Source organism: Streptomyces sp. NPDC033136, assembly GCF_055578235.1.
Map to the genome: position 1 here is coordinate 126,697 of NZ_JBVIPD010000003.1, position 25,465 is coordinate 152,161.

Annotated in this window: 26 protein-coding genes and 2 pseudogenes; 13 read left to right on the forward strand and 15 right to left on the reverse strand. The window is 69.9% G+C overall.

The window, feature by feature from the left end:
• Positions 1–87 precede the first annotated feature (87 nt).
• Positions 88–318, reverse strand: a complete 231-nt coding sequence (locus tag ACZ5TL_RS06245) for a DUF397 domain-containing protein (RefSeq protein WP_468588212.1) — start codon at positions 316–318, stop codon at positions 88–90.
• A gap of 228 nt (positions 319–546) precedes the next feature.
• Here ACZ5TL_RS06245 and ACZ5TL_RS06250 point away from each other — a divergent pair, with 228 nt between their 5' ends.
• The 6 genes from ACZ5TL_RS06250 (at position 547) to ACZ5TL_RS06275 (ending at position 7,793) form a co-directional block, all read left to right on the forward strand.
• Positions 547–1,155, forward strand: a complete 609-nt coding sequence (locus tag ACZ5TL_RS06250) for an ATP-binding protein (protein WP_468588213.1) — start codon at positions 547–549, stop codon at positions 1,153–1,155.
• A gap of 28 nt (positions 1,156–1,183) precedes the next feature.
• A complete protein-coding gene (locus tag ACZ5TL_RS06255) occupies positions 1,184–1,729 on the forward strand; it encodes a hypothetical protein (RefSeq protein ID WP_468588214.1) in 546 nt (181 codons plus the stop codon).
• 234 nt (positions 1,730–1,963) lie between these two features.
• Complete coding sequence (locus ACZ5TL_RS06260; protein ID WP_468588215.1) at positions 1,964–4,594, forward strand: SpoIIE family protein phosphatase; 2,631 nt, start codon at positions 1,964–1,966, stop codon at positions 4,592–4,594.
• A gap of 127 nt (positions 4,595–4,721) precedes the next feature.
• Positions 4,722–6,086, forward strand: coding sequence for an FAD-dependent oxidoreductase (locus tag ACZ5TL_RS06265; RefSeq protein WP_468588216.1), 1,365 nt, complete (start codon positions 4,722–4,724; stop codon positions 6,084–6,086).
• Positions 6,087–6,227: 141 nt separating this feature from the next.
• The gene (locus tag ACZ5TL_RS06270) at positions 6,228–6,722 is read left to right on the forward strand and encodes a lamin tail domain-containing protein (RefSeq protein ID WP_468588217.1); all 495 of its coding nucleotides are present in this window, start codon (positions 6,228–6,230) and stop codon (positions 6,720–6,722) included.
• Between the two features lie 96 nt (positions 6,723–6,818).
• Positions 6,819–7,793, forward strand: coding sequence for an alpha/beta fold hydrolase (locus ACZ5TL_RS06275; RefSeq protein ID WP_468588218.1), 975 nt, complete (start codon positions 6,819–6,821; stop codon positions 7,791–7,793).
• Between the two features lie 105 nt (positions 7,794–7,898).
• Here the strand turns inward: ACZ5TL_RS06275 and ACZ5TL_RS06280 are convergent, their stop codons facing one another.
• The 14 genes and pseudogenes from ACZ5TL_RS06280 to ACZ5TL_RS06345 form a co-directional block, all read right to left on the reverse strand.
• The gene (locus ACZ5TL_RS06280; RefSeq protein ID WP_031136637.1) at positions 7,899–8,273 is read right to left on the reverse strand and encodes a roadblock/LC7 domain-containing protein; all 375 of its coding nucleotides are present in this window, start codon (positions 8,271–8,273) and stop codon (positions 7,899–7,901) included.
• 76 nt (positions 8,274–8,349) lie between these two features.
• A complete protein-coding gene (locus tag ACZ5TL_RS06285; RefSeq protein ID WP_468588219.1) occupies positions 8,350–8,889 on the reverse strand; it encodes a roadblock/LC7 domain-containing protein in 540 nt (179 codons plus the stop codon).
• Positions 8,890–8,927: 38 nt separating this feature from the next.
• On the reverse strand, positions 8,928–9,704 hold the full coding sequence (locus tag ACZ5TL_RS06290) for a hypothetical protein (RefSeq protein WP_468588220.1): 777 nt from the start codon (positions 9,702–9,704) through the stop codon (positions 8,928–8,930).
• Positions 9,701–10,105, reverse strand: coding sequence for a hypothetical protein (locus tag ACZ5TL_RS06295; RefSeq protein WP_468588221.1), 405 nt, complete (start codon positions 10,103–10,105; stop codon positions 9,701–9,703). Before ACZ5TL_RS06295 ends, ACZ5TL_RS06290 begins: the two co-directional genes overlap by 4 nt.
• Positions 10,106–10,532: 427 nt before the next feature.
• Positions 10,533–10,625 (reverse strand): annotated as a pseudogene (locus ACZ5TL_RS06300) (transposase); the annotation flags it as partial.
• A gap of 17 nt (positions 10,626–10,642) precedes the next feature.
• Positions 10,643–11,146, reverse strand: a complete 504-nt coding sequence (locus ACZ5TL_RS06305) for a transposase (protein ID WP_468588222.1) — start codon at positions 11,144–11,146, stop codon at positions 10,643–10,645.
• 233 nt (positions 11,147–11,379) lie between these two features.
• Entirely contained in the window at positions 11,380–11,856 is a 477-nt protein-coding gene (locus tag ACZ5TL_RS06310; protein WP_468588223.1) for an IS110 family transposase, read from the reverse strand.
• Between the two features lie 219 nt (positions 11,857–12,075).
• Positions 12,076–12,573: pseudogene (locus ACZ5TL_RS06315) on the reverse strand (transposase); the annotation flags it as partial.
• 121 nt (positions 12,574–12,694) lie between these two features.
• Positions 12,695–14,149, reverse strand: a complete 1,455-nt coding sequence (locus ACZ5TL_RS06320) for a DUF6351 family protein (protein WP_468588224.1) — start codon at positions 14,147–14,149, stop codon at positions 12,695–12,697.
• Between the two features lie 20 nt (positions 14,150–14,169).
• Positions 14,170–14,499 (reverse strand): DUF4387 domain-containing protein, encoded by a 330-nt coding sequence (locus ACZ5TL_RS06325; protein WP_388674026.1) that lies wholly within the window; start codon positions 14,497–14,499, stop codon positions 14,170–14,172.
• On the reverse strand, positions 14,492–15,877 hold the full coding sequence (locus ACZ5TL_RS06330; protein ID WP_468588225.1) for an acyclic terpene utilization AtuA family protein: 1,386 nt from the start codon (positions 15,875–15,877) through the stop codon (positions 14,492–14,494). The genes ACZ5TL_RS06325 and ACZ5TL_RS06330 overlap by 8 nt, the downstream gene beginning before the upstream one ends.
• A gap of 41 nt (positions 15,878–15,918) precedes the next feature.
• Positions 15,919–16,905 (reverse strand): phosphoglycerate dehydrogenase, encoded by a 987-nt coding sequence (locus ACZ5TL_RS06335; protein ID WP_468588226.1) that lies wholly within the window; start codon positions 16,903–16,905, stop codon positions 15,919–15,921.
• Between the two features lie 60 nt (positions 16,906–16,965).
• Positions 16,966–18,240 (reverse strand): MFS transporter, encoded by a 1,275-nt coding sequence (locus ACZ5TL_RS06340; RefSeq protein WP_468588227.1) that lies wholly within the window; start codon positions 18,238–18,240, stop codon positions 16,966–16,968.
• A gap of 244 nt (positions 18,241–18,484) precedes the next feature.
• On the reverse strand, positions 18,485–19,639 hold the full coding sequence (locus ACZ5TL_RS06345) for a tartrate dehydrogenase (protein WP_468588228.1): 1,155 nt from the start codon (positions 19,637–19,639) through the stop codon (positions 18,485–18,487).
• 200 nt (positions 19,640–19,839) lie between these two features.
• On the opposite strand from ACZ5TL_RS06345, the gene ACZ5TL_RS06350 reads away from it, so the two are divergent.
• The 7 genes from ACZ5TL_RS06350 (at position 19,840) to ACZ5TL_RS06380 (ending at position 24,704) form a co-directional block, all read left to right on the forward strand.
• Positions 19,840–20,751, forward strand: coding sequence for a LysR family transcriptional regulator (locus ACZ5TL_RS06350; RefSeq protein ID WP_468588229.1), 912 nt, complete (start codon positions 19,840–19,842; stop codon positions 20,749–20,751).
• Positions 20,752–20,861: 110 nt separating this feature from the next.
• Positions 20,862–21,215, forward strand: a complete 354-nt coding sequence (locus ACZ5TL_RS06355) for a hypothetical protein (protein WP_468588230.1) — start codon at positions 20,862–20,864, stop codon at positions 21,213–21,215.
• Positions 21,216–21,231: 16 nt separating this feature from the next.
• Entirely contained in the window at positions 21,232–21,513 is a 282-nt protein-coding gene (locus ACZ5TL_RS06360) for a hypothetical protein (protein WP_468588231.1), read from the forward strand.
• A 45-nt stretch (positions 21,514–21,558) separates the two neighbouring features.
• A complete protein-coding gene (locus ACZ5TL_RS06365) occupies positions 21,559–22,047 on the forward strand; it encodes a MarR family winged helix-turn-helix transcriptional regulator (protein ID WP_468588232.1) in 489 nt (162 codons plus the stop codon).
• A complete protein-coding gene (locus ACZ5TL_RS06370) occupies positions 22,035–23,456 on the forward strand; it encodes an MFS transporter (RefSeq protein WP_468588233.1) in 1,422 nt (473 codons plus the stop codon). Before ACZ5TL_RS06365 ends, ACZ5TL_RS06370 begins: the two co-directional genes overlap by 13 nt.
• A 170-nt stretch (positions 23,457–23,626) precedes the next feature.
• Positions 23,627–24,031 carry a PaaI family thioesterase gene (locus ACZ5TL_RS06375; protein WP_388674054.1) on the forward strand — a complete coding sequence of 135 codons (405 nt, stop codon included), beginning with the start codon at positions 23,627–23,629 and terminating at the stop codon, positions 24,029–24,031.
• A gap of 28 nt (positions 24,032–24,059) precedes the next feature.
• The gene (locus ACZ5TL_RS06380) at positions 24,060–24,704 is read left to right on the forward strand and encodes a TetR/AcrR family transcriptional regulator (protein ID WP_468588234.1); all 645 of its coding nucleotides are present in this window, start codon (positions 24,060–24,062) and stop codon (positions 24,702–24,704) included.
• Positions 24,705–25,465 lie beyond the last annotated feature (761 nt).

Consider the following 25,465-nt stretch of genomic DNA (forward strand, 5'->3'; position numbering starts at 1 on the left):
TTCCACGCAGCTTCCCGCAGCAGCCCCACAGAAGTGGGGAGTTGGGCTCCGCTCCACCACGAGGGCTTCACGCCGCGGCTGCACCGCTCAGACCAGGTGGTCGAACTCGCCGTCCTTCGCCCCGGCCAGGAAGGCCGCCACCTCGGCCGCCGTGTAGACCAGGGCGGGCCCGTCGGGGTCACGGGAGTTGCGCAGGGCGATCCCTCCGCCGACGAGCGGGGCGACTTCGACGCAGTTGCCCTCGGCGTTGCTGTACCGGCTCTTGATCCAGCAGGCCTCCAACGAGCTTGCCTGCACTCCGTTCTTCACTGGTGGCACCGCAGTCTCCTTGCTGTTCTCGTTCCCCGCCGGGCGGTGTGCCCGGCGTCCGGCCGAGCGCGGCCGCGTCCCTTCGGCCGTACTCGCCCCCGGCTTGCGTACCCACCTCGGCTTGTATTGCACGCAATTTCGCGTGCAATTGCACGCGAGCGCTGTCAGCGTGGATAATAGCTGCGGCGTCAACCCCCGTGCTGACGCCCCGTCCTGACGTCGCATCGGGGAGATGCCGTGTCATCACCTGCGCAGCCCGTGCTCCCGCCACCGAGTGAGGCTGCCGCACTCATAAGCGCGACCGGTACGAGCCACGGCTCACCGGCCGCCCCGCGCACGGTGGCGCCGTACGCGATCCCGCCCTCGGTGCCGGAGACGCTGCCGCAGTTCTCCGGTGCCCTGTCCGCCTCGGCCGCCCTGCGCGTCGAGTGCAGCCGGGAGGGGTTCGCGCGAGCCCGGTCCTTCACCCGGGACACGCTGCACGTCTGGTCCCTCGACCACCGCTGTGACGACACGACCCTCGTCATCACGGAGCTCGCCGCCAACGCCGCCACGCACGCGGCGCCGGGGGCATCGGGTGCGGCGGGGGTGCCGGAGATCCGGCTCGGATTCGTCCTGGACCCCACTCACCTGCTGGTCACCGTCTCCGACACCGACGACCGCCCGCCCGTGCACGCCGCGGCCGGCGCCGCCCTGGAGGAGCACGGCCGGGGCCTGTGCATCGTCGACGCCCTGTCCGAGGAGTGGGGCTGGGCCCCCACTCCCCCTATGGGCAAGACGGTCTGGGCCAGATTGTCGACCCTTCCCCCCACCGCTTGTCCACCCACGAGCTGTCCACCCATCTGACACGACTGCCGCGGAAAGGCCCCTCGCCATGCGCAGCGCTTCGACGGAACACCCGAGCAGCGAGCGCCCACAGCGCCCCGACGCCCCGACCGGAGTGGCCCGGACCACGCCGCTCACGGCACTGGACCGCGTGCCGTGGGGCGACATCCAGGACTCCACCGGATCGGCGGCGGCCATTCCCCTCCTGCTCAACGGCATCGCCTGGGGTGACGCCGACACCGCCCGGTCCGCCCTCGACGATCTGCGGAAACGGATCTGCCAGTTCGGTTTCGTCGTGGAGCAGGCGACGGCCGCCACGGTTCCGTTCCTGTGGGAACTGGCGAAGCTGCCGCAGGTGACCGTGCGCGCCCAGATCATCCAGCTGCTCAAGAGCATCGCCGATGCCCGGCAGTGGGAAAGCACCGCCGCCGTCTATCCGAAGCTGCTGAACCACCGGGAGAACCCGGTGGTGTGGGAGCGTGCGGCACGTCAGGCGGTGCGGGCCCGGCGCGGCGAGCTCGGCCGGCTGATGGCCGACGAGGACGGCGAGATCGCCCGGGCGACGACCGAGCTGGCCCGCTCGCTGGGCGCCTGACACCGTCGTACCTTTCCTCTCGGGCCGGGAGGCCGTGGGGGCCCCAGACGTGATGATCCGGTGAGGGCCCCTTGCCACCCTGGGTAGTGCCCCTCGCCTCCCGGGGGCCCGGCAGTGTAGACATGGCACATGGTCCGACTCTTGGGTCGATCCGGGACTCGATCGCCCCTGCGGCCCGGCGCCTCGCCGTACGCACGGCAGCGGAGGGAGGCGGGCCCGTCGCGGTGGCATCCGATGGCGGGGCTGCGCTCGGCGCTGGGCGGGCGCAGTGTCGCCGGACAGGTGTTCCTGCTGGTCGTGGTGATCGTGCTGCTGCTGGTCATGGCGGCCGTGGTGGCGCTGGTGCTGCAGGTACGGCACGACACGACGCAGGAGGCCCGCAACCGCTCGCTCGCCGTCGCGGAGACCTTCGCCAACGCGCCGGGCACCATCGACGCGCTCGAAAGCCCCGATCCCACGTCCGTGCTCCAGCCACGTGCCGAGGCCGCCCGTGAGCGGTCGAAGGTCGACTTCATCGTCGTCATGAACACCGACGGGATCCGCTACACCCACCCCAAGCCGGACCGCATCGGCAAGCAGTTCGTCGGGACCGTCGCGCCCGCGCTGGCCGGAGAGGCGGTGACCGAGGAGATCGAGGGCACCATCGGCCAGCTCGTGCAGGCCGTGGTGCCGGTGAAGGACCCGGACGGCCGGGTCGTGGGCCTGGTGTCGGCGGGGATCACGACCGAGAACGTCGGCGGCACCGCCGACCGTCAGCTGCCGCTGGTGCTGTCCGCCGCCGCGGTGGCGCTCGCCCTGGCGACGGCTGGTGCCGCGCTGGTGAGCCGGCGGCTGCTGCGCCAGACCCATGGGCTCGGGCCGCACGAGATGACCCGGATGTACGAACATCACGACGCCGTGCTGCACGCCGTCCGGGAGGGCGTGCTCATCGTCGACGACGGGGGCACCCTGGTCCTCGCCAACGACGAGGCGCACCGGCTGCTCGGGCTGCCGGCCGACGCCGAGGGCCGCCCCATCCTCAGTCTGGGACTCGACCCGGGCACCGCCGACCTGCTGGCCTCCGGGCGCGTCGCCACGGACGAGGTGCACCTCGTCGGGGACCGGCTCCTCGCCGTCAACCAGCGGACCACCGACCGGGCCGGCGTCCCGCCCGGCAGTGTCGCCACCCTGCGCGACTCCACGGAGCTGCGGGCCCTGTCCGGCCGGGCCGAGACCGCCCGGGAACGGCTGAACATGCTGTACGACGCCGGGGTGGGCATCGGGACGAGCCTGGACGTGACCCGCACGGCCGAGGAGCTGACCGAGCTGGCCGTGCCCCGGTTCGCCGACTTCGTCACCGTGGACCTGTTCGACGCGGTGCTGGGCGGGGGCCAGCCGGACGCGGCGGCCGCTCTCAGCCGGACGGCGCTCAGCGGAATCCGCAAGGACGCTCCCCTCCTTACCGTGGGCGAGCGGATCAGGTTCGTCGAGACCTCACCGCAAGGCCGCAGCCTGGCCACCGGCCGCCCCGTCCTGGAACCCCGGCTCGGCGAGGCCCCCGGCTGGCGGGCGCAGGACCTCGAACGCTCCGCGCAGATCGTGGACTACGGCATTCACTCCCTGATCACCGTGCCGCTGCGGGCCGGCACCCTGATCCTGGGCGTGGTCAGCCTCTGGCGCTGCGAGAAGCCCCAGCCCTTCGACGAGGACGAGCTGGCGCTGGCGGAGGAACTGGTGGCGCGGGCCGCCGTCTCCATCGACAACGCTCGCCGCTACACCCGCGAGCACAGCATGGCGGTGACGCTCCAGCGCAGCCTGCTGCCGAGGAACCTGCCCGAGCAGGGCGCCCTGGAGATCGCCTACCGCTACCTGCCCGCGCAGGCAGGGGTGGGCGGTGACTGGTTCGACGTGCTGCCGCTGTCGGGGGCCCGCGTCGCACTGGTGGTCGGGGACGTCGTCGGCCACGGACTGCACGCCGCTGCCACCATGGGGCGGCTGCGCACGGCCGTGCACAACTTCTCCGCCCTCGACCTCCCGCCCGAGGAACTCATAGCCCTGCTGGACGAGTTGGTCGGCCGTATCGACCAGGACGAGGCGGAGGAGGAGGGCAGCGCCCCCGTCACCGGCGCGACCTGCCTGTACGCCGTCTACGACCCGGTCTCCCGACGCTGTACCGTCGCGCGGGCCGGGCATCCCCCGCCCGCCCTGATCCACCCCGACGGCAGCGTCGAGTTCCCCGACGTGCCCGCCGGTCCCCCGCTCGGGCTCGGCGGCCTGCCGTTCGAGACGGCGGAGCTGGAGCTGGCCGAGGGCAGCCGGCTCGTCCTCTACACCGACGGGCTGGTCGAGGACCGGGAGCGGGACATCGACGTCGGGCTGGACCTGCTGCGCGAGGCGCTGAGCCGGTCCGGCCAGTCCCCCGAAGACACCTGCCGGGCCGTCCTCGACGCGCGGCTCACCGCCCGCTCCAGCGACGACATCGCCCTGATCGTGGCGCGCACCCGGGCACTCGCCGCCGACCAGGTCGCCGAGTGGCCGGTGCCGGCCGATCCGGCGGCCGTGGGCGAGGTGCGGGCGGCGGTGACCCGGCAACTGGCCGCGTGGGGACTGGACGAGCTGACGTTCAGCACCGAACTGATCCTGAGCGAACTGGTCACCAACGCGCTCCGGTACGGCGACGGCCCCATCCACGTGCGCGTGCTGCGCGACCGCAACCTGATCTGCGAGGTGTTCGACAACAGCAGCACCTCACCGCACCTGCGGTACGCGACCATGACGGACGAGGGCGGACGGGGCCTGTTCCTGGTCGCGCAGCTCGCGGAACGCTGGGGGACGCGTTATCTGCCCGCGGGAAAGGTGATCTGGGCGGAGCAGCCGCTGCCGTGAGAGGCCGTCCGCCTGCTCATAAAGTCGCTTTATGAGCTCATAGGCCGGACCCGCGTACCGACTTAGGCTTGCCTCAGTTTAGGCTTCCCGACGAGATCGCTTGTCGCCGCTCGAAGGGAACCTGACCATGCCCCGCCCCCTGCGGGTAGCCATCGTCGGATCCGGCCCCGCCGGGATCTACGCCGCCGACGCCCTGCTCAAGTCCGAGGTGGCCGCCGACCCCGGCGTGTCCATCGACATCTTCGAGCGCATGCCGGCGCCGTTCGGACTGATCCGCTACGGCGTCGCGCCCGATCACCCGCGGATCAAGGGCATTATCACGGCCCTGCACCAGGTCCTCGACAAGCCGCAGATCCGGCTCTTCGGCAACGTCGACTACGGCACCGACATCAGCCTGGACGACCTGCGGGCGTTCTACGACGGCGTGATCTTCGCCACCGGGGCGACTGCCGACCGGTCGATGTCCGTCCCGGGCATCGACCTCGACGGCTCCTACGGCGCCGCGGACTTCGTGTCCTGGTACGACGGTCACCCGGACGTGCCGCGCACCTGGCCGCTGGAGGCGGAGAAGGTCGCCGTGCTCGGCGTCGGCAACGTCGCCCTCGACATCGCCCGCGTTCTCGCCAAGACGGCGGACGAGCTGCTGCCGACGGAGATCCCGCCGAACGTCTACGAGGGCCTGAAGGCCAACCGGGCCAAGGAGATCCACGTCTTCGGCCGCCGGGGCCCGGCGCAGGCGAAGTTCAGCCCGATGGAGCTGCGCGAGCTGGACCACTCCCCCACCATCGAGGTCATCGTCGACCCCGAGGACATCGACTACGACGAGGGCTCGATCGCCACCCGGCGCGGCAACAAGCAGGCGGACATGGTGGCCAAGACGCTGGAGAAATGGGCGATCCGGGACGTCGGCGACCGGCCCCACAAGCTCTTCCTGCACTTCTTCGAGTCGCCCGTGGAGATCCTCGGCGAGGACGGCAAGGTCGTCGGGCTGCGCACCGAGCGCACGGAGCTCGACGGCACCGGCAACGTCAAGGGCACCAGCACGTTCAAGACCTGGGACGTCAGCGCGGTCTACCGTGCCGTCGGCTACCTCTCCGACAAACTCCCCAAGCTTCCCTGGGACCTCGACTCCGGGACCGTCCCGGACGAGGGCGGCCGGGTCATGCAGGAGACCGGCGAGCACCTGCAGTCCACGTACGTCACCGGCTGGATCCGGCGTGGCCCCGTGGGCCTGATCGGGCACACCAAGGGCGACGCGAACGAGACGGTGGCCAACCTGCTGGACGACTACGCGAACGGCCGGCTGCACACGCCCGCCACCCCCGGCCCCGAGGCCGTGGACGCGTTCCTCGCCGAGCGGAACGTCCGCTTCACCACCTGGGACGGCTGGTACAAGCTGGACGCCGCCGAGAAGGCGCTGGGTGAGCCGGAAGGTCGCGAGCGCGTGAAGCTCGTCGAGCGCGAGGACATGCTGCGGGCCAGCGGGGCCTGACCCCCACACACCCCGCGGGCGGGTCCGGTGGCAATGTCACCGGACCCGCCTTTCTGTGTGCTTGAACGATGTACGATCTGGATGCTTCACCGAATCACCACATCGCCTTCACCAGAGGGTCATATAGGGGGACGAACGTCCATGCGCATACGCCTTGTCGCGACCACGGTGGCCGCTGCCGGAGCACTGACCGCCCTGACGGCGGTCCCGGCCCAGGCGGCCGAGTACAACTCCGCGCTGAAGATCCGCGGCATCCAGTACGACGCTCCCGGGAGCGACTCCAACCGCTGCTCGACGGGGAACACCGACGAGGAGTACCTGACCATCAAGAACTACTCGCGGTCGACGACGGTGAACCTCAAGGGGTACGTCGTGAAGGACGCCGCGGGGAACAAGTTCACCTTCACCGCGAGCCACACGCTTCAGCCGGGTGACCACGTGAAGCTGCGCGGCGGCAACGGGGCCGACTCCGACGCGAAGAACGTCGTGTACCGCGACAACTGCAACTTCATGTGGAACAACGACAAGGACACGATCTACGTGTACAAGCCGTCCGGCAGCCGCGCCGACGTGCACTCGTACACCAGGAGCGGATCCGACAGGGACCGCAACGGGTACATCACCTTCCACGGCTGAGCCGTTCTCCGAACCGGCAACAGGCCGCGGGTTCGTCGCGGCGGGCGTTGCATGATCGGTGGGCCGAGCGTCCCTTTCCGGATCGCGGGAGGATCCATGCCGCAGACGTCCGCCGTCGACCACACCCATCGCCTGGTGCCTTCACCGGCCGGCCGCCTTCATCTCGTCGAACAGGGTGACGGGCCGCTGGTCCTGCTCCTGCACGGCTTCCCCGAGTCCTGGTACGCGTGGCGCCACCAGCTACCGGCCCTGGCCGCCGCCGGCTACCGCGCGGTGGCCGTCGATGTCCGCGGATACGGGCGCTCGTCCCGGCCCGCGGAGGTGGACGCGTACCGGATGCTCGAGCTGGTGGCCGACAACGTCTCCGTCGTGGAGGCGCTGGGCGAGCGGTCCGCGGTGCTCGTCGGGCACGACTGGGGGGCGACCATCGCCGCGACCTCCGCGCTGGTCCGGCCGGACGTGTTCCACGCGGTCGGACTGCTGAGCGTGCCCTACGCCCCGCCCGGCGGCCCCCGGCCCAGCGAGGTCTTCGCGCGGATGGGCGGCGACGAGGAGTTCTACGTCTCCTGCTTCCAGGAGCCCGGCCGGGCCGAGGCCGAGATCGAGCCCGACGTGCGCGGCTGGCTCGCGGGCTTCTACGCGGCCCTGTCCCCGGACACGATGCCGGAGGCCGATCCGCATTTCGTGGCGCGGGGAGGCCGGTTGCGCGACCGGTTCCCCGTCGGACGGCTGCCGCACTGGCTGAGCGAGGCCGACCTCGACGTCTACGCCGGGGAGTTCGAACGCACGGGCATGACCGGCGCCCTGAACCGGTACCGGAACATGGACCGAGACTGGCAGGACCTCGCGGACTTCGCCGGCGCCCCCGTCACCCAGCCGTCCCTGTTCATCGGCGGTGGCCTGGACGCGTCCACGACCTGGCTGGCCGACGCGATCGAGGCGTTCCCGACCACGCTGCCCGGGATGACGGCCTCTCACATCCTCGACGGCTGCGGTCACTTCCTTCAGCAGGAGCGTCCCGTCGAGACCAACCGGCTGCTGGTCGAGTGGCTGAAGGGTCTTCCGGCCTAGGGCCCGCGTGGTGCCCGGACCCAGAGCGGTAGATACGGCCGTCCGGCGTGCCGGGGCCCTCCGCGACGTGTCCGTGGCGGAGGGCTCCCGTCCGGTGGTGCCGGTTCAGACCTCCAGGTCGGCCTCGATACGGCGGAGCTGGTGGCGGGCCATCGCCAGGTTGGCGCGGCTTCCGTCGAGAACGAGGTAGAGGAAGAGTCCGCTGCCTCCGCGTCCCTTGAGCAGGCGAATGAGGTGGTACTGGGTGTTGAGGGTGATCAGGATGTCCTCGATCTCCTCCTTCAGTCCCAGGTGTTCCATCGTGCGCAGCTTGGACCGCACGACGTCGGTGTTGCCGGCGGCGGCGACTTCCAGGTTGAAGTCCTTGCCGCCGCCGAGGGTGCCGAGGGCCATGCCGCTCGTGTAGTCGACGAGTGCGACGGCCGTCGCTCCGTCGATGGAGCTCAGGCATTCCTTCAGCGCGGTCTCCGTGTTGGCCATGCGCTCAGTTCCTTTCCTTCGGTCTTCTACTTCGGTCGGTCGGGAGGATCGGGTGGTCAGCCGCCGGTCTGCTGGCTCAGCCGCCGGTCTGCGGGCGCGGCTGATGGGTGGGCCGCTGCGGGGTGCGTACCGGGAGGGTGCCGATGGGGCGGACCGTGGACGGGGGCGCCGTGGCGAGGTGCTCCTCCGGCACGGACGCGGTCTCCTGCGCGGGCCGTTCGGCGTGACGGCCGGTGCCCGGGCCGACCCGCGTGACCACCAGGTCCGCGATCCGGGCTCCGCTGCGCCGGCCCTCCAGGTGGAGGCGGCCGACGTTGACACGGTCCTCGGCGAGGAGGGTGAGGACGGCGGTCTCTCCGGCCGCGTAGGTCGCGACGTATCCACCGGAGCCCCGTACGAGCAGTTCGCGGAAGTCACCGCGGGCGGCCGCGTCGGTCATGCGGTAGGCCACGCCGAGGGCGGCGGCGGTCAGCGCCGCGAGTCCCTCCGGCTCGGTCTCCGGCACGTCGTGGGCGAGGACGAGTCCGTCGACGGTGGCCGCGAGAGAGCCTGTCAGCAGGGGTATGCGCGTACGGAGCCGACGCAGTTCGTTCAGGACGTCGGTCTCGACGGCCATGAGCAGTCTCCTTTCGGCACGCTGGCGTCGCGCGCGGATCACAGTGCCTCCAAGGCGTGCAGAAGCCGTCGCAGCAGTGCGGTGTCGGGCTCGTCCGGTACCGACGGGAACGGGGCGGGGCCCGGCTCGGGGGACGCGGTGGCGGCGGGGACGACCAGCCCGGCGGCGGCCAGGCGGCGGAGTTCGACGAGGGTGTGGAAGGTGCGGCAGGCGAGGGCCGTGGCGATCTGGGCGGCGGTGCGGACGCCGTCGACCTGGGCGAGGGTGCGGCTGCGACGGGCCGGCAGGCCCGCGTCCAGTCCTGGCACCCGGGCGAGCGGGACGAGGTCGATGGCGGGTTCGGGCCATATGCGGTGCAGCAGTTCACGGCGGCGTCTGGACTCGCGCAGGACGGTGTCGACCGGTACGGGGCGGACCGCACCGAGCCAGTGCGCGACGCCGGGACGGAAGCGGACGGCCGGCCCGTCGTGGGCGAGGACGAAGTACGCCGCGTCGAAGAGGGCCCCGAGGTGGCACAACTCCAGTGCGCCGACGGCGAGATGGCCGCCGTCCACCAACTGCCTGCCGACCCGGCAGCGGCGGCCGGCCTGGTCGATCGCCGCCCACCAGCCGTCCGCGGCGAGTGCGCCGCTGTGGGTGAGCAGGTCGCCGACGTCGGGTGAGACGGCGGATTCGACGTGGACGACGTGTCCCGCGGCCAGGTAGACGATGCCCGACTCGGTGGACAGGGCACCGCTGGCGCGCTGCGCGGCCAGGGTGGCGAGCTGAGCCGAGGCCGGCTCGTCCGTGCGTGAGGCCAGGGCCGGTGTGATCATCCGAGCACCAGCCGGTCCGCCATCTCGGCCAGCCGGATGCGGGCCAGGGCCAGGTTGCCGTCCGTGCGGTCGAGCCACAGGTGCACGAACACGGTGCTGTCGAAAGTCGTGGTGACGAACCTGAGCAGGTGGTACGAATCGGCGTTTGTGATGATCAGGTCCTGCACGGGTGGTTCCTTGCCGGTCTCCTCGCCTCCGTCGCCTCCGGCCGGCGCCAGGGCGCCGCTCTCGGTGGCGAGCCTGGCGAGTTCGGCGGTTTCCGCAGCCGTCGCCTCCACATCTCCGCCCGGTGCGTCACCCACCGCTCCCAGGGCAAGACCGCTGATCCAGTCGACCACCGACGCCCCTCGAGCGCCGGGCAGCCGCATGGCTTCCAGCAGACTCTCGTCGATTCCGGGCACGCCGAATCCCCTCCCCCTGCACGGCCGTTCCCGCGAACGTGAGCACGACACTACTCACTGTGCTCGGCGCAGGTGAACGCTTTGGCATTTTCCAAAGGAATGTGCAGGGAAGCGGGCCGGGGGTGAACGGAGTTGATCTGAAGCGGGCAGGATGCATCGCAGGGCACCACAGGGCGGTTGGCTCACCCTGACCTGCACCTTCACGACTTACACACGCCAGGGCACCCCCGCGGCGATTCGCAGGTTCGGCAAGCTTTCGCAGGCTTTGAGCACTACCTGGTCCGGCCGCCGCTCGACCTCCTCGATCAGCAACGCGGACAGGTACGGAAGCAGCTCCAGGAGCACGTCATGAGAGCACGCGATGCATGATCGCGAACAGGCGGAGCAATGTACTCAGCCGTCCGGATCACAAGATCGTCGACAGAACCCGGATCTTCACGTGGATGGCATCAATGAAGATCACCGGATAGACGGCGTCCAGCGGGCGGCTCTGCCATTCGGCCATGCCTTCCAGGACTTTGATGCTCCTATCGTCGGTCAAGCGGCGGTGAGCCACTGGCGGTAGGCATCGGCGAAGGCGTCGTCGCGGCGGAGGCCGCGTTCGATGTTGGAGATGACGGCGGGCCACACGCCGAAGTGGTTGGCGGCGGCGGTGAGAGTGATGTTCTTCGTCTGCCGGGCCGGACGGAGGTCCGCGATCTCGGGGACTTGGACCGGGGTGGTCAAGAGCCGGAAGACCTCGCGGGCTATCGCGCGTTTGAGCAGCCGGATGATCTCCTTCTTCGTGCGTCCGGCGGCGGTCTGTCGGGCGACGTACTCGCGGGTGCGCCGGCATCGGGCCATCCTCACGAGCGCGATGCGGTAGAGAGCGGCGTTGGCCGCCCGGTCGCCGCCCCGGGAGAGCCGGTGCCGGTTCGTCTTCCCGCTCGACGCGGGGACGGGTGCCGCGCCGCACAGGGCGGCGAAGGAAGCCTCCGTGCGAAGGCGGGCCGGGTTCGCTCCGGCGGTGATCAGCAGCTGGGCGGCGGTGTCCGGACCCACCCCGTAGGCGGCGCGCAGGCCGGGGTTGAGGATGGTGACCAGTTGGTCGAGCTCCCCGGTCAGGGCCGTGTGTTCCTCGGTCAGGCTCCGGACCCGCTTGGCCAGCGTCCGCAGGGCCGTCAGGAGCGGGGCGTGCGCGGGGTCAGTGGCCGGCCGGAGCCGGGCAAGGGTGGTGACGCGCTTGTCGCCGGACAGAGCGGTGTACTTGGCGCGGATGGCGTCGGGGGCGGTGATCAGGAGGTGTGTGATCTGGTTGAGCGTCGCGGTGCGGGCCTGATCGCCGAGCGTGCGGCGGTCTGCAGGGCGCGTATCCCGGCGATGGCCCCGTCCTTCGGAGCGCTGGTCGCGCGTCCGGAGACGACGGCGCGGGCCGCGGCGTATGCGTCGATCGGGTCGGACTTGCCGATCCTGCGGCGTTCGGCCTTGTCGGGTCGGTTGACCTCGACGACGACCAGGCCGGCCTGCCGGGCGGCGTGTGTGAAGCCGGAGCCGTAGGAGGACGTGCCCTCCACGCCGACGGCGGCGACGGTGCCGTGGGCCTCCAGGAAGGCGATCGCGGCGGCGTATCCAGCAGCGTTGGTGGGGAATTGGGCGTCGGCGAGGTGCCCGCCCCGGTCGGTCACCACGGCGACGTGGATGGTGTCAGCGTGCGAGTCCACCCCGCCGACCACGAACTGATCCCTCGTGTCCGCAGCCTCTGTGCCTGTCATGCTGGAGATGCCTTCCTTGCCGAAGGTAGCTCCGGCCGGAAAGAGCAGACAGGACAGTCAGGGGGCCTCTGGCCAGGCTCCTATGAGGTCATGCTCCGCCCGGCCGGAGCCCTGGGAACCAGGCCCCGGCGGTCGGACAGATCAAAGCAAGGACAGCCCAGCAGGACGTCAGTCAGTGATTGGGTCACGACCACCGGGGACCCGGATATCACTATGACTGTCGGTGATGGTGGAGATGGTCTGACGGGAGACCTCGGCGCCATAGACCTCGGCCAGGTGGGCCTGGACCTCTCCGGTGGTCAGGCCCTTCGCCGCCAGCGAGATGACCATCTCGTCGACGCCGGTCAGCCGCTTCTGCCGCCTTTTGACGATCTTCGGCTCGAAGGAGCCGTCGCGGTCGCGGGGCACGGCTATCTCCACCGGACCGACGTCGGTCAGCACGGTCCTGGAGCGTTTTCCGTTGCGGGAGTTGCCGCCGTCCTTGCCCGCTGGGTCGTGCTTGCCGTAGCCGAGATGGTCGGTGATCTCGCCCTCCAGGGCGGACTCCAGCAGCCGCTCGATCAGCTGCTGCAGCAGCCCGCCCTCGCCGGTCAGCTGCAGGCCATCGGCCTGGGCTCGGCCCACCAGCTCGTCGATCAGCTGGTCGTCCACAGCCTCCACCGACACAGCCTTCGTGGGCTCGGCGGCCCCAAACTCCGACACGTTCTCACTGGTCATCGATGCATCTTCCATGACCGGGAGTTACACCGAACGTTTTACAGTCCTGCAATGCTCGTCTAGTACCGCGGGGTGTGCGGACTTGGCTGTGGCAGAGGGGATATGAGGTCGCGGAACGCCTTCAGGTTGCGATGCCCACGCCGTCGATCCGGCTCCACGCCTGCTCCTGGGCGGCGGACATGGCGGGCCAGTGGAGGCCGCCGGACCGGGGACGGACCTTGGTGGCGAACGGCGCGGGGTGGAACGCCGGGTCGTAGAAGCAGCCACCACCGTGGGCGGTGTCGAACGCGCCGCAGGAACGCGCGATCGAGGCGGGAGTGGGCTTCCGGCCGGTGCGCGCCCAAGTATCCAAAGCAGCGAGGGAGTTGGCGTACTCGGTCTTGCTGAGCGTGCTGTGCTCGCTCTCCCTCGTGAAGGTCTGGACGAGGTTCTCGCCTCGATCGGCGTCCTGGACCGTGGCGCGATAGGCCGCCTCGTGCTCGACGAAGACCTGTGGGTCGTCGATCGCGTGCAGTGTGAGGACCGGGAGTGCGATCCGGCCGGTGAGGTCGCTGTCGTAGGAGAGGTCACGGCGCGCGGTGGGGTCGGCCGAGAATCGTGCCACGCCCGCGTTGAGTGCCTTGTCGTCGTGCGAGCCGTCGTAGCGGACGCCGCGGTTGCTGAACGGGTTACGGCCGTCGAGCCGCTTGTGCACGATGTCCTGGAGGAGGAAGGCCGCGTACTGCATGTTGGTGGCCAGTGAGTGTTCCGGGATGCGGGTGACGGCCAGGATGTCGTCGAGCTTGCGTTGCTGCTGCGCGGTCCGGTCGGCCGGTTCGGAGTCGATGCCGGTGCACTCCTGGAGCCGACCGTGGACCTCGTCGGGTGTCATCGTGGAGTCGGCAGGCAGTCCTTGCCACAGCGGGTACTGCGCCTCGGCGGGACGGGGCAGGTTGCGGCAGTAGTACTGGTAGACCATCCGCAGGTCCACGCGCGTGTCGTAGCCGCGCGAGCCGCCGGCCAGGAAGCCGTTGGTCAGCAGGACTCCGTCGTAGGCGCCACGCTTCCCGCCGTAGGTCTCGGTGGCCTTGGCCGCGACGTTGCCGCCCCAGGACTGGCCGTGGAGGTAGGTGCGGTCGGGGCGGCCGAAGTGGCGGACGAACAGGCGGCGTACGTTCTCCGTGTCGGCGGCGGCCATCCGGACCCCGTAACCGCCGCGCCGGTACGACGAGCCCACCCAGGCGTAGCCCTCGTCGACCATGATGGACCACCGCTCCAGGTCCTCGGTGGGGGTGGACTCGTCGTAGGAGAAGTCGGGGCCGCCGTGGGCGTGGACGACGAGGGAGCCGTTCCACTGTTTCGGGACGGCCGCCGTGTAGTACGCGCCGTTGGCGTCCCGGCCGGTGTAGCAGTCGGCCTTCTGCTCGAGGTGGCCCGGGCAGGTGGCGGCGGTGGGGTGCGTGGGGTCGGCCGGGTCCGCGGGTGCGGTGCCGACCGTGCCCAGGACCGCGGCCGCGAGCAGTGCCGTCAGCGTTGCCCAACGGCGTCCGCGGGTCCGAGGACGGGTACCGGATCCGGGCACGGCAGGTGTGTTCAAGGGACTGCTCCTTCGGATGATCAGGCGGTGGGCACCGGCAGGACCGCCAGCGGCACATGGTGCTGACCAGAGTGGACATCACGGTCGCGCAGCGACGCCTGGCTGACGGGGCGCGGGAAAGAGATCTTCACGACGTTCAGGGACGGGATGCGGAACATCTGCACGTCGCCCTCGTCGACCCCGTAGAGCCGGGCAACCGTGGCCTCGTTGAGGAACGTCTCGTCGGCGGCGATGCGGTAGCCGTCCGCGTCACGCATGAACAGTTCCATGGTGACCCAGAAGGGCCCGGCGTTCTTGGACCGGACCTCGTACGCCAGGTCGCCCAGGGTGGTGGGGGCGGTCTCAGCCATGGAGGGAGGTCTCCTCGATCTCGGTGCGGAACATGTCGGTGGGGGTGGTGGTGTCGACGACGTGGTTGAGCACGAACTCGTAGGCGGGACCGCGTTCGACCTCGGCCGGTGAGGTGGGGAACGCCAGGCTCGGCAGGTAGTCCATGTCGGGCGTGGGCAGGTGGAGCATCAAGGGGTTGGCGATCTTCGCGACGGCGGTGGCGGTGCTCTGATCCGGTGCGTTGACGAGGAGCATGACGCCTACCTCGCGAGGCGGATCCGCTGCCGGGTCGAGGTCCCCGAGGATGGCGTTGTGTCCGTAGAGGCGCAGGTCGAAGGCGTACGTGTCCTCGCTCAGGCCGATCGTCTGCTCCACCCGCTGCCTGATCATCGTGCGCATGAGATCGGCCCAGCCGTCGATGTTGGCGAGGATGTGCGGATCCCGGATCGCGCTGAACGACATCGTCTCGTAGCCGGTGATCCGGGCGCCTTCGAGCTTGATGGTGTGCTGGTCGGCGACGTGGAACCGCGAACCCTCGACCCGCACGATGCGGTCGTCCAGGGCGGTGTAGACGGACTCACGGACGTCCAGGGTGCCGTCCGGCTCGCGCATCTCGAACGGGTTCACCGTCTCGTAGAGCATGTGGGCGGCGACCAGTATCGGTGTGCAGGCCACCGTCGGATCGAGCGGCTCGATGGTGAAGCCGTCGGCGTCGATGGTGGCCAGCACGCCACCCGCGCGCGGATCGCTGGTGCACTGCCCGCCGCATTCGATGATCTTGGCAGCGTGCCAGGTCGGCCCGGCCGGCATCCCCTTCATCAGCGGGTAGGCGGCGGCGATGGCGGTGTCGGTGGCACGACCGGCGAGCACGACCTGGGCACCGGCCTCGAGCGCGGCGACGATCGGCTCGTGCCCCATCGCGCCCACGATGTGCGTGCAGCCGCGCAGCGTCTTCGGCTCCAGTTCGCCCAGCGGAGGCAGGGCATGGATCCGGCCCTCGTCCAGGCGCTCCAGGAGCACGTCCGCGTCCTGCTCGCTGTAGATGCGGGCCACCCGCAGCCGGAGTCCCTCGGCGGCCAGGATGTCGGCGACGATGCCGGCGACCCAGTCGACACCTGAGTCGGTCCCGCTGGTGCCGCACGAGCCCACGATCAGCGGTATTCCGGCACCTGCCGCGGCCTTGAGCAGCACGCGCAGGTCACGGGCGACGGCCGCGCGGGTGGTCTTGGGCTGGGAGGCGCCGAGGTAGTAGGGGCCGGAGTCGGTGCTGCCGCCGTCGACGGAGATGACGTCCGCGCCGAGCGCCAGTCCGCGCTCGATCGTGGCTTCGGGGAAGCCGGCTCCGAGCATGCCGGTCGGCGCCAGGACCTTGACGTGGTCAACCCGTTCGTTGTCCATGTTCCTCTTTCTTGTGGGTGGGGACGGGTGACGGCTCGGGGTCACCTGTCGACCTGGGCGGTGGAGGCGTGGGACAGGAGGTGAGCGTTGACGGCGAACCGGGGGCGGCCCGCGAGGGCGGCCACCACCTCGGCCGCCCCCTCGAGACCGGCGGTGGCGCGGGCTTCGGTGGTCTGGCCCGCGAGGTGGGAGAAGACGACGATCCCCTCGACGTCCCGCAGCGGGCTGTCCGCCGGAAGCGGCTCCGCGCTCACCACGTCGAGGGCCGCCGCGGCGATCTCACCGCCGCGCACGGCGTCGGCGAGGGCCTGTTCGTCGACGACGGCGCCCCGCGCGGTGTTGACCAGGACCGCCGTCGGCTTCATCCGCCGGAAGGCGGAGGCGTCCAGGAGACCTCGTGTGCGGTCCGTCAGCGCGGTGTGCACCGAGACGTAGTCGGACGCCGCCAGCAGTTCGGGGAGCGCGACGAAGCGCACCGACGGGTCCGACCGCTGGTCCTCCGGCACACCAGTGGTGCAGAGCACCTCCATGCCGAAGGCCCGCGCCAGCGGCACCACGGCGCGCGCCGCCGCCCCGTACCCGATCAGGCCGAGCGTCGAGCCACGCAACTCGTGACCGTCCTCCCTCGGCCAGCGACCTGCCGCGACGCCCACCGCGCTCTGCACCAGCCGCCGGGCGGCCGCCAGCAGCAGGCCCAGGGTGTATTCGGCCACGGCGTTCGCGTTGATTCCCGGCAGGTTACTCACCGTGATGCCGAGCCTTCCAGCGGCGGCGATGTCGATCGAGTCGTAGCCGACGCCGGTGCGCACGATGGCGCGCAGCCGGGGAGCCCCGGCGAGGACCTGGGCGGTCAGGGGGTCGTGGCCGACGAGCGCCGCGTCGATCCCGTCGAGGGCGGCGACGAGCTGCTCGGGCTCACGCCGGCCGACCAGCGGGGCGTGTACCGTCTTGTGGCCGTGCGCCCGGAGATAGTCATCGACCTCGTCGCCGGGCCGTAGGTAGTCCGTGGTGATCAGGATGCGGGGCACAGTTTCCTCGTCTCTGGCTGCGTCCGGTGCTGAGCGCGCCGCGCTGCGGGGATGGGCTGGCTACTTGGCGAGGGTCAGGCCGGTGCGCCGCTGAAGCACGCTGATTCTGGCCACGACGATGATTGACAGCGCGGTGACCATGGCGATGTCGATGAACATCAGGGGCCACCCGGTGATGTCGACCATCCCGCCGACCACCGCCGGGCCCAGGAAGCCGCCGCCGGCCCAGCCGACGGTGTACATACCGGCGTACGTCCCGAAGACCCGTGCCGAGGGTGCGAGGTTCCACAGGACGACCACCGCGTTGACCAGGAAGCAGGTCGCGCCGGCCGCCGCGAGGCACAGGGCCACGGTGGTCCCCGTCGGAGTCTGGATGAGCGTCCCCAGCACCATGGCGCCGGCGAAGACCGACATGCCCACGGCCATGACCCGGAGCCGTCCGTACCGCTCGGCGAGCACGGCCGCCGGGTAGGCCGCCAGGATGAAGGCGATACCGCTGGGCAGGGTGAGACCGCCGGCGGCTCCCCGTGACATGTCCAGGGCCTCCATCCCGTACGGCGTGATCAACGACCGGGACGCCGCCCATGCACTGCCGAAGAGGAGAATCGCGAGGAGCAGCAGAAGCCGGCTGCGATCGGTGTCCCTGAGGATCTCGATGAAGGTGTCCCGGACCCGTGGCTCGGTGCGCTCGGCACTGTGCTCCTCATCGCTCTCGGCCACCGCTGCCTGGTAGCCCGGGGACCGGTTGTCGCGCACGGTGGCCGCGAGCACCCCGATCGAGATCAGCATGATGATCGCGGGGATCGCGAACGCGAGGCTCAGATGGTTGTCGACCAGGAAGACGCTGATGAGCGCGGCGACGATGGCCGTAATACTTGAGGCGATCTTGACGGCGGCGTTGGCCCGGCTTCGTCGCTCGGGTGCGATGAAGTCCGGTACGAGCGCCTCGGCGATCGGCTTGAAGGTGTTGGCGACGAGCGCGTACGAGAACAGCACCACGATCAACAGCGGCAAGGACGCCGCGCTGTGCGGGATGAGGGTGAAGAGCGCGGCGGCGATCGGCATCCCCACCACCAGGTAGGGCATCCGCCGGCCCCAGGAGGTCCTCGTTCGGTCGGACCGGTTGCCGATCCACGGCTGAATGAAGATGCCGAGCAGGTTGTCCATGCCCATCAGCAGACCCACGACGGCCGCGCTGGTGAGATGCTCCCGCAGGAGCGGCGGAACCTGAGATTCGTAGAAGTTCCAGGTCGACTCCTGTGCGAAGACCGCGAGAGCGACCAGGAACGTGATGCGCCGGGTACGTGTGCGCTGCCCTACTGACACCGTCGTCATAAGGGTCGTCCCTTCGCGCCGCCACCATATCGGGCAGCTACTGGATGGTTATCGGTGTTGGCGTGAGGGTGGGGAAGAGACAGTTCTCCCGCGGCACGCCCGGCCCCGCTTCCTCGATGTCGAGCGGGGCCTGCGGCGTGCGAAGCAGGTGCCGTGCGCAGCATCGTGGAGGCCGCCTCGTCGGTGGCGGCGGCAAGCCGGTCCGAGCGCGCCTCGAGGCCGACCGGGTCGGAGACAGGCCTGATCATGACGCCGTGATCTCCTCTCCGACCGCGCGACCGGCCGCGTCACCAGCCGCTCCGTCGCCGTGGCCAGTGAGTGACCTCGCGGCGATCCGGGCGGCGATGGCCTTCCCCAGCCCCACCGTGGTCCCCGGGCCCCCGAGGTCGGGAGTGACCACACCGGGCTGCTCGTCCAGCACGCTCTCGATCGCGGCCACGACGTGCGCGGCCGCCTCGTGCTCGCCGAGGTGGCTGAGCATCATGGCGCCGCTCCAGATCTGGCCGACAGGGTTGGCGACACCGAGACCGGCGATGTCCGGCGCCGACCCGTGCACCGGCTCGAAGAGGCTGGGGAAGGAGCGGTCGGGGTTGATGTTGGCGCTGGGCGCGATGCCGATCGTTCCGGTGCAGGCCGGACCGAGGTCCGAGAGAATGTCGCCGAACAGGTTGCTGGCGACGACCACGTCGTACCGGTCGGGCTGGAGGACGAACTTCGCGGTCAGGATGTCGATGTGGTCCTTGTCGGCGGTCACCTCGGGGAACCGGGCGGCCATCTCGGTCGCGCGCTCGTCCCAGTAGGGCATGGAGATCGAGATCCCGTTGCTCTTCGTCGCCCAGGTCAGGTGCTTGCTCGGGCGGGACGAGGCGAGTTCGAAGGCGTAGCGCAGGACACGGTCGACGCCTGTCCGTGTCATGACCGTCTCCTGGAGCACCGTCTCGCGATCGGTGCCCTCGAAGATCCGGCCGCCGATGCTGGAGTACTCGCCCTCGGTGTTCTCCCGCACCACGTAGAAGTCGATGTCGCCCGGCTGGTGGTCACGCAGCGGACTGCGTACGCCGCGCAACAGCCGGACGGGGCGCAGATTGACGTACTGGTCGAAGCCCCGCCGCATCTGGAGCAGGCTGCCCCACAGCGACACATGGTCCGGGACCACCTCCGGCCATCCGACCGCGCCGAAGAAGATCGCGTCGAAGTCGCCGAGTACGTCCCGCCAGTTCCCGGGCAGCATCGTGCCGTGGTTCAGCCAGTAGTCGGCGCTGGCGAAGTCGAACTCGGTGACGTCGAGTTCGAACCCGTGCACCTCGGCAACGGCTCGCAGGCACCTCAGCCCCTCGGGGACGACCTCGCCGCCGATCCCGTCACCCGGAATCGCTGCGATGCGATAACTCTGCGGCACGAATCCACTCCCTGTCCACGTGATCGATGCGCACGTCCGGTGGTGAGCACTCTGCCCAGAGGCGTTCCGGTCACGGCGCGACTGGTTCCTACCTTGGCCAGCGGTGACAGCCGTTACAAGCCCGTAACCGGCAAGGTACGTTTTCCCCCATGGAAAGCTCTCGGCGTTCTGGTCGCCCCTGGCCCAAGAGCCGTTCAGCCGTGGACGACCTGCAGTTCTTCCACGTGGTCGCGTCGAGCGAGACGCTGACGGCCGCGTCGCGAGAACTCGGCTGCTCCCTGCCCGTCGTCAGCAAACGCCTCAGCGCGCTGGAGCGCCGCCTGAATGTCCGGCTCGTTCAACGCGGCGCCCGCCGACTCGTGCTGACGTCGGAAGGCGAGCTGTACGCGGCGCGCGTCGAGGCGATCCTCGACCAGGTACGCGAGTTGGAGGACACGATCACCGACACGGCCGGGGGGTTGCGCGGGTCCCTGGTCGTCGAAGCCACGCTCGGTCTGGGGCGCACGCATATCGCGCCGCTGCTCGGCGCGTTCGCCGCGGCCCACCCCGAACTGCACGTCCGGATGCAGACGTCCGCGCTGCCACTGCGGCCCCACCAGCGTGAGTTCGACGTGGCCGTCCACGTCGGCATGCCGCCCGACTCCTCGCTGCGCATGCGGCGTCTGGCCAAGAACCGGCGCCTGCCCTGCGCGGCGCCGTCCTACCTCGCCGAGCACGGCACGCCGGCCGACATCGAGGATCTGGCCCACCACAACTGCATCGTGCTGCGGGAGAACGAGAGCGATTTCGCACTCTGGCGCTTCGGGGACGCGGACCGTCCCCGGCATGTGCGGGTGCACGGCAGCCTGTCCAGCAACGACGGTGACGTGGTGACCGGCTGGGCTCTGGAGGGCCGTGGTGTCATCATGCGCTCGGAGTGGCACGTCAGGCCGCATCTGGATCGCGGCGAGCTCGTCCGGGTCCTGCCGCACCTGTCGACACCGGCCGCCGACATCTACGCCCTCATCGCGGAGGACGGGCATGTCCCGCGCCGTGTCAGCGCGCTCATCGACTACCTCGCCGCGCGGCTCCCGGTCCGGCTGGAGCGGGCGAAAGGCCCCGGACGTATCTGACGGTGCCGTAGCTGAACCGTCAGAAAACCCTCAGGTTCTGTGTGAGGCGGTTGTCAAGTCTGCTGAGAAGGATGTGGCGGGTCGTCTTTCGAGCAGTGAGGGAGTTTTTGATGGCTGCGTTCTTGTGCCGGTTGGGTGCGTGGGGTGCTCGGCGGTGGCGGAGGATGTTGATCGGGTGGCTGGTTGCTCTGGGTGTGGTGGTTGGTCTGGGGCTGTCTTTCGCGGAGTCGTTCGCGGACAGCGGCTCGATTCCCGGTTCTCCCGCACAGACGGCGCCGATCAGGATGGAGTGGCACTTCCCTGAGCCGGATGTGCAGTCGGCGCAGGTGGTGTTCCAGGCGCCGGCGGGGCGTGAGGTGGGTGAGGCGGATCTGCGTGCGGCGTTGGAGGGGTCGCTGGAGGCCATGGGCCGGGTGTCCGGGGTGAGCGAGGTCAGTGATCCGGCCGAGGAGGTGACCGTCTGAGGACGGGCGCACGGCGGTGGCTGAGGTCACCTTCGCCACGAAGGAGGCCGACGATGTGCCGGACGGCACGCTGGAGGCGGTGAAGGCGGCGGGCAGTGAGGCCGAGCGGGCGGGTCTGCGCACCATGGGTGTGAGGGTGCTGTCCTTCGAGGAGCCGACCCTGCCGCACGGATCCTGGAAGTACGCGGCGCTCGCCGACACCGCGGCCAACGCCGCGACCAGACCAGCATGTGCGAGGCCTTCCGCAGCCTCCTCGACAGTACCGCCGATAGACCGGCCCCTTGAAGGCGCCAGATAGACAGCCGAGGTTGTACAGCCTGGGCTGCCTATCTACCATGAGGGCATGGTGCCAGCGGACGAAGACCTCTTGACCGAGGCCGCCGTGCAAGCAGCCGGCGACATCTGGGTGGTGTTCGGTCGCCTCCGCCGCAAGCTGCGAGCCCTGGAGGCGGCCGAGGAGCCTGTGGGCCGAGACGGCGACAGGGAACCGTCCCCGCCGCAGAGTTCCGTCCTGCGCCGCCTCGCCAGGAACGGCCCCGCCTCCGCCAGTGATCTCGCCGCTGCTGAAGGCGTTCGGCCTCAGTCCATGGCAAAGACCGTCATCGCCCTGGAAGCGGCCGGGCTCGTTCTGCGCAGCCCGGACCCCGATGACGGGCGGCGGCAGCTTGTCTCGCTCACCGACCGGGGCCACGAACGGCGCAGGGGCGAGCGCCTCGCCCGTCAGGAGTGGCTCGCCCGGGCCCTGCAAGAGCACGGCACCGAGGAGGAGGTGCGGGCGGTCATCACCGCCATGGCACTGCTCGACAAGGTCGCGCAAGCGTGGCGCGAATAGCCGCGCGCAGGCCGCGTCGGGCCGAGAAGGGCGGTTTTGACCGTCGCCTGATCGTACCGATGATCCTGGGCTCGATTCTCAACCCCATCAACTCCTCGATGCTCGCGGTCGCGCTGATCCCCATCGGCCGTGCCTTCGACGTGCCCCCCTCGCAGACGGCATGGCTGGTCTCCGGCCTCTACCTCGCGACGGCCGTCGGTCAGCCAGTGATCGGCCGGCTCGTTGACGCGTTCGGTCCACGTAGGCTCTATCTGCTGGGCACCGCGCTGGCGGGCCTCGCCGGACTGCTCGGCACATTCGCACCGAACTTGTGGGTGCTGGTCGCCTCCCGGGTCCTCCTCGGACTCGGAACCTCTGCGGCCTTTCCGGCGTCGATGTCGCTGCTGCGCTCCGAGTCCGAGCGCACCGGCCGGAAGAACCCGAGTGGCGTCCTCGCCGCGCTGTCGACTTCCAATCAGGTCATCGCGGTCGTCGGCCCGGCTCTCGGCGGCCTGCTGACCGGCGCGGGTGGCTGGCACCTGATCTTCGGCATCAACGTGCCGCTGTCGCTCCTGTGTCTTGTCCTGGGCGCACTGTGGCTACCCCGCGCGACGCCTTCGGGCAGGACGACACGGATCGATGTGCCGGGCATGCTGTGGTTCGCCGGATCACTGACCGCGTTCATGTTCTTCCTGATGAACCCGGCGGTCACACACTGGTATCTGCCGGCGCTCGGCCTGGCTGCGGGCTCGGTGTTCGTCCGCCGTGAACTCGGCACCGACCAGCCGTTCATAGACCTTCGAGTCCTCGGCGGAAACGTACCGCTGCTCGCCACGTTCACCCGACAGTGCCTCGCCCACACCACGTCGTACGCCTTCTTCTACGGCTACAGCCAGTGGCTCCAGGAGGGCCGGGGACTGAGCGCGTCGCAGGCCGGTCTGCTTCTGGTGCCGCTGTCGGTGACGGCGATCGGAGTCACCGCGCTGACGGGACGCCGTAGCCGAGTGCGGGGCAAAGTCGTCGTCGGCGCGGTCTTCCAGTGCCTCGGCTGCGTGGCGTTGCTGCTCCTCCGTGCCGACAGCCCGGTCTGGCTGCTCGTCGTGCTCAGCGCGGTCGCGGGCGTCCCGCACGGGTTGATCGGGCCGGCCAACCAGAACGCCCTGTACGCGCAGGCCGACCCGGCCCGCATGGGTTCGTCCGCGGGACTGCTGCGCACGTTCATGTACATCGGCGCACTGTTCGCGGCGGCGGCGAGCGCGGTGTTCTTCCGCGACGGCGCCACCAGTTCCGGACTGCATGCCATGGCCTGGCTGCTCATCGGCGTGGCCACCTTGTTCCTGGTCCTGTGCACCGCCGACCGGTCGCTGGGCCGCGTCGGCACAACGCCTGGCGACGCGGCCCCCACCGCCCACAAGAGGACTGCGCGGTAGTCGTTCACCACCCTTCGGTCCAGGGCGTGCCGCGCTCCGCGGCCTCACGTCGACCAGGACGCGCCGCCCCAGCCGCTGGGAACAACTGACCGGCCGGCCGGAAGTTCCGTATTGACGAAGTGAGATAACGCCGATAACTTATCGCCACTAACTCAGATGGGGAGTCGCCCGTGCCCACACTCGCAGCCGAAGACGTCTACGCCCTCGCGCCCTACGCCAAGACGCTCGGAGTCGTGTTCGACGAGATCACGGCGGCCGGCGTCCGAGCCACACTGGCGCACGATCTCTCTCTTTCCACGGTGGGCGGTGGCCTCCATGGCGGAGCGTTGATGGGACTCGCCGACGTGAGCGCTGCCGTGTGTGCCGCCCTCAACGGCCCGGCCGGCGCCGCACCGGCCACCGTGGAGTCGACCACGCACTTCCTCCGGCCGGCACACACGGACGTCGTCGCGACCGCTCGTCCCCTGCGGGTGGGGCGCAACACCGTCGTCGAGATCAACGTGCATGACACCCAAGGCGAACTGTGCGCCCGGGTGACTCAGGTGGTCACTGCCGTCAAACCGAAGACATCCTGATGCCGCTCCCTCCCGAAGGTTCCTATCCATGGCCGGCTCCCGAGTTCGCGCTGCCAAGGGCCAGGGCGGCCTGCTCCGCGACCAGCTTCTCGACATCGCCGATCAGCTGCTCGCGGACGGCGACGCCGACGCTCTCACGATTCGCGCGGTAGCGACACGTGCGGGCGTCACCCCGCCAGCCGTCTACCTCCACTTCGCCTCGAAGAGGGAACTCGTCCATGCCACGTGCCTGCGTGTGTGGAGTTCACTGTTCATCGAGCTGGAAGCGGTGTCCCGGGGAATCCCGGATCCCGTAACGGCGCTCTACGAAACCTGCGTCGCCTATATCGCATTCGGGCTTCGTCATCCATCCCAGTACCGACTGGTGATGGATGGCGACGCCACCGAAGCCAGTCGCCAGAACGAAGACGCATGCTTCCGCTACTTCCGGGACAAGGTCACAGCCTGTCGCGATGCCGGGGTACCGGTGGAGAGCAGGACCGAAACCGCCAGACTGCTGTGTGCCGGCGTGCACGGCGCGGTCTCTCTCCTGATCCACCAGGAGCGTGACGCATGGCCTCCGGACACCGCTCGCTATGCCACCCGGGCGGCGTCCTCAGCCGTCCACGGCGCCTTGCTCACCGCGTCTCACGCATCCAGACCCTCGATGTCCGCCGTGATGCGGTCGGGCTGAAGCGTGTGTGAGGACGGACCGGTTCCGGCCGGATCGCGGGGCCCAACCCAGCGGGGCCGCACCGTACATCGCCGCGCATACATCACCGGCGCGAGCAGGTACCTCGAAGCGTTCCAGCCGGGACAGGCGACCGCATGCCTCGCCGAGCAGCGCGATGCTGTCGGGGTTGCGGACCTCACCGGCGGGCTGTGGGTGGGCAGGTTCCTGAAAACGGTCACCTACCAGGACTGCGGAAACATCCCCGGTCTCGCCAAGCGGAGCTCTGCCGACGAATGGCGAAAGCAGCGGAAGCGCACTCCCAGCCATAGTGCGCCGGAGCCGCCCCTTCGAACCGTGGTTCTGCGACCATGACCTGGGGGCGTCACAGGATCGGGAGGCACTACTGGTAGGCACTGATCAACCCACCGCCGCGCCGCCTCGGCCAACCGAGCCCCCACGGGACGAATTCTCAACGCAGTGTCGTCGCGGCCCTGCGAGGACAGCGCCACGGTTGTAGGGCCGGGCCGAAGAAACGCCGCTGGCCTCCGCCAGCGCCGGATCCAGCCTTGGTGCAGCCCGGTCAGGACAGTCATCTGCGGCCCATCGTCGCGTCTCGAAGGGGTGCCGAGGCCGTCATCTCGTACAAGCGCAACAGGCGAGCAGCGCTCATCACCACGAACACGTCGAACCAAGATCCGGACCATACCCGGACCAGCCGTCCGCAGCTTGTGGCCATCGGAGCTGTTTTCGCTGGTCAAACTACATCCGAGCCGTGTACCACC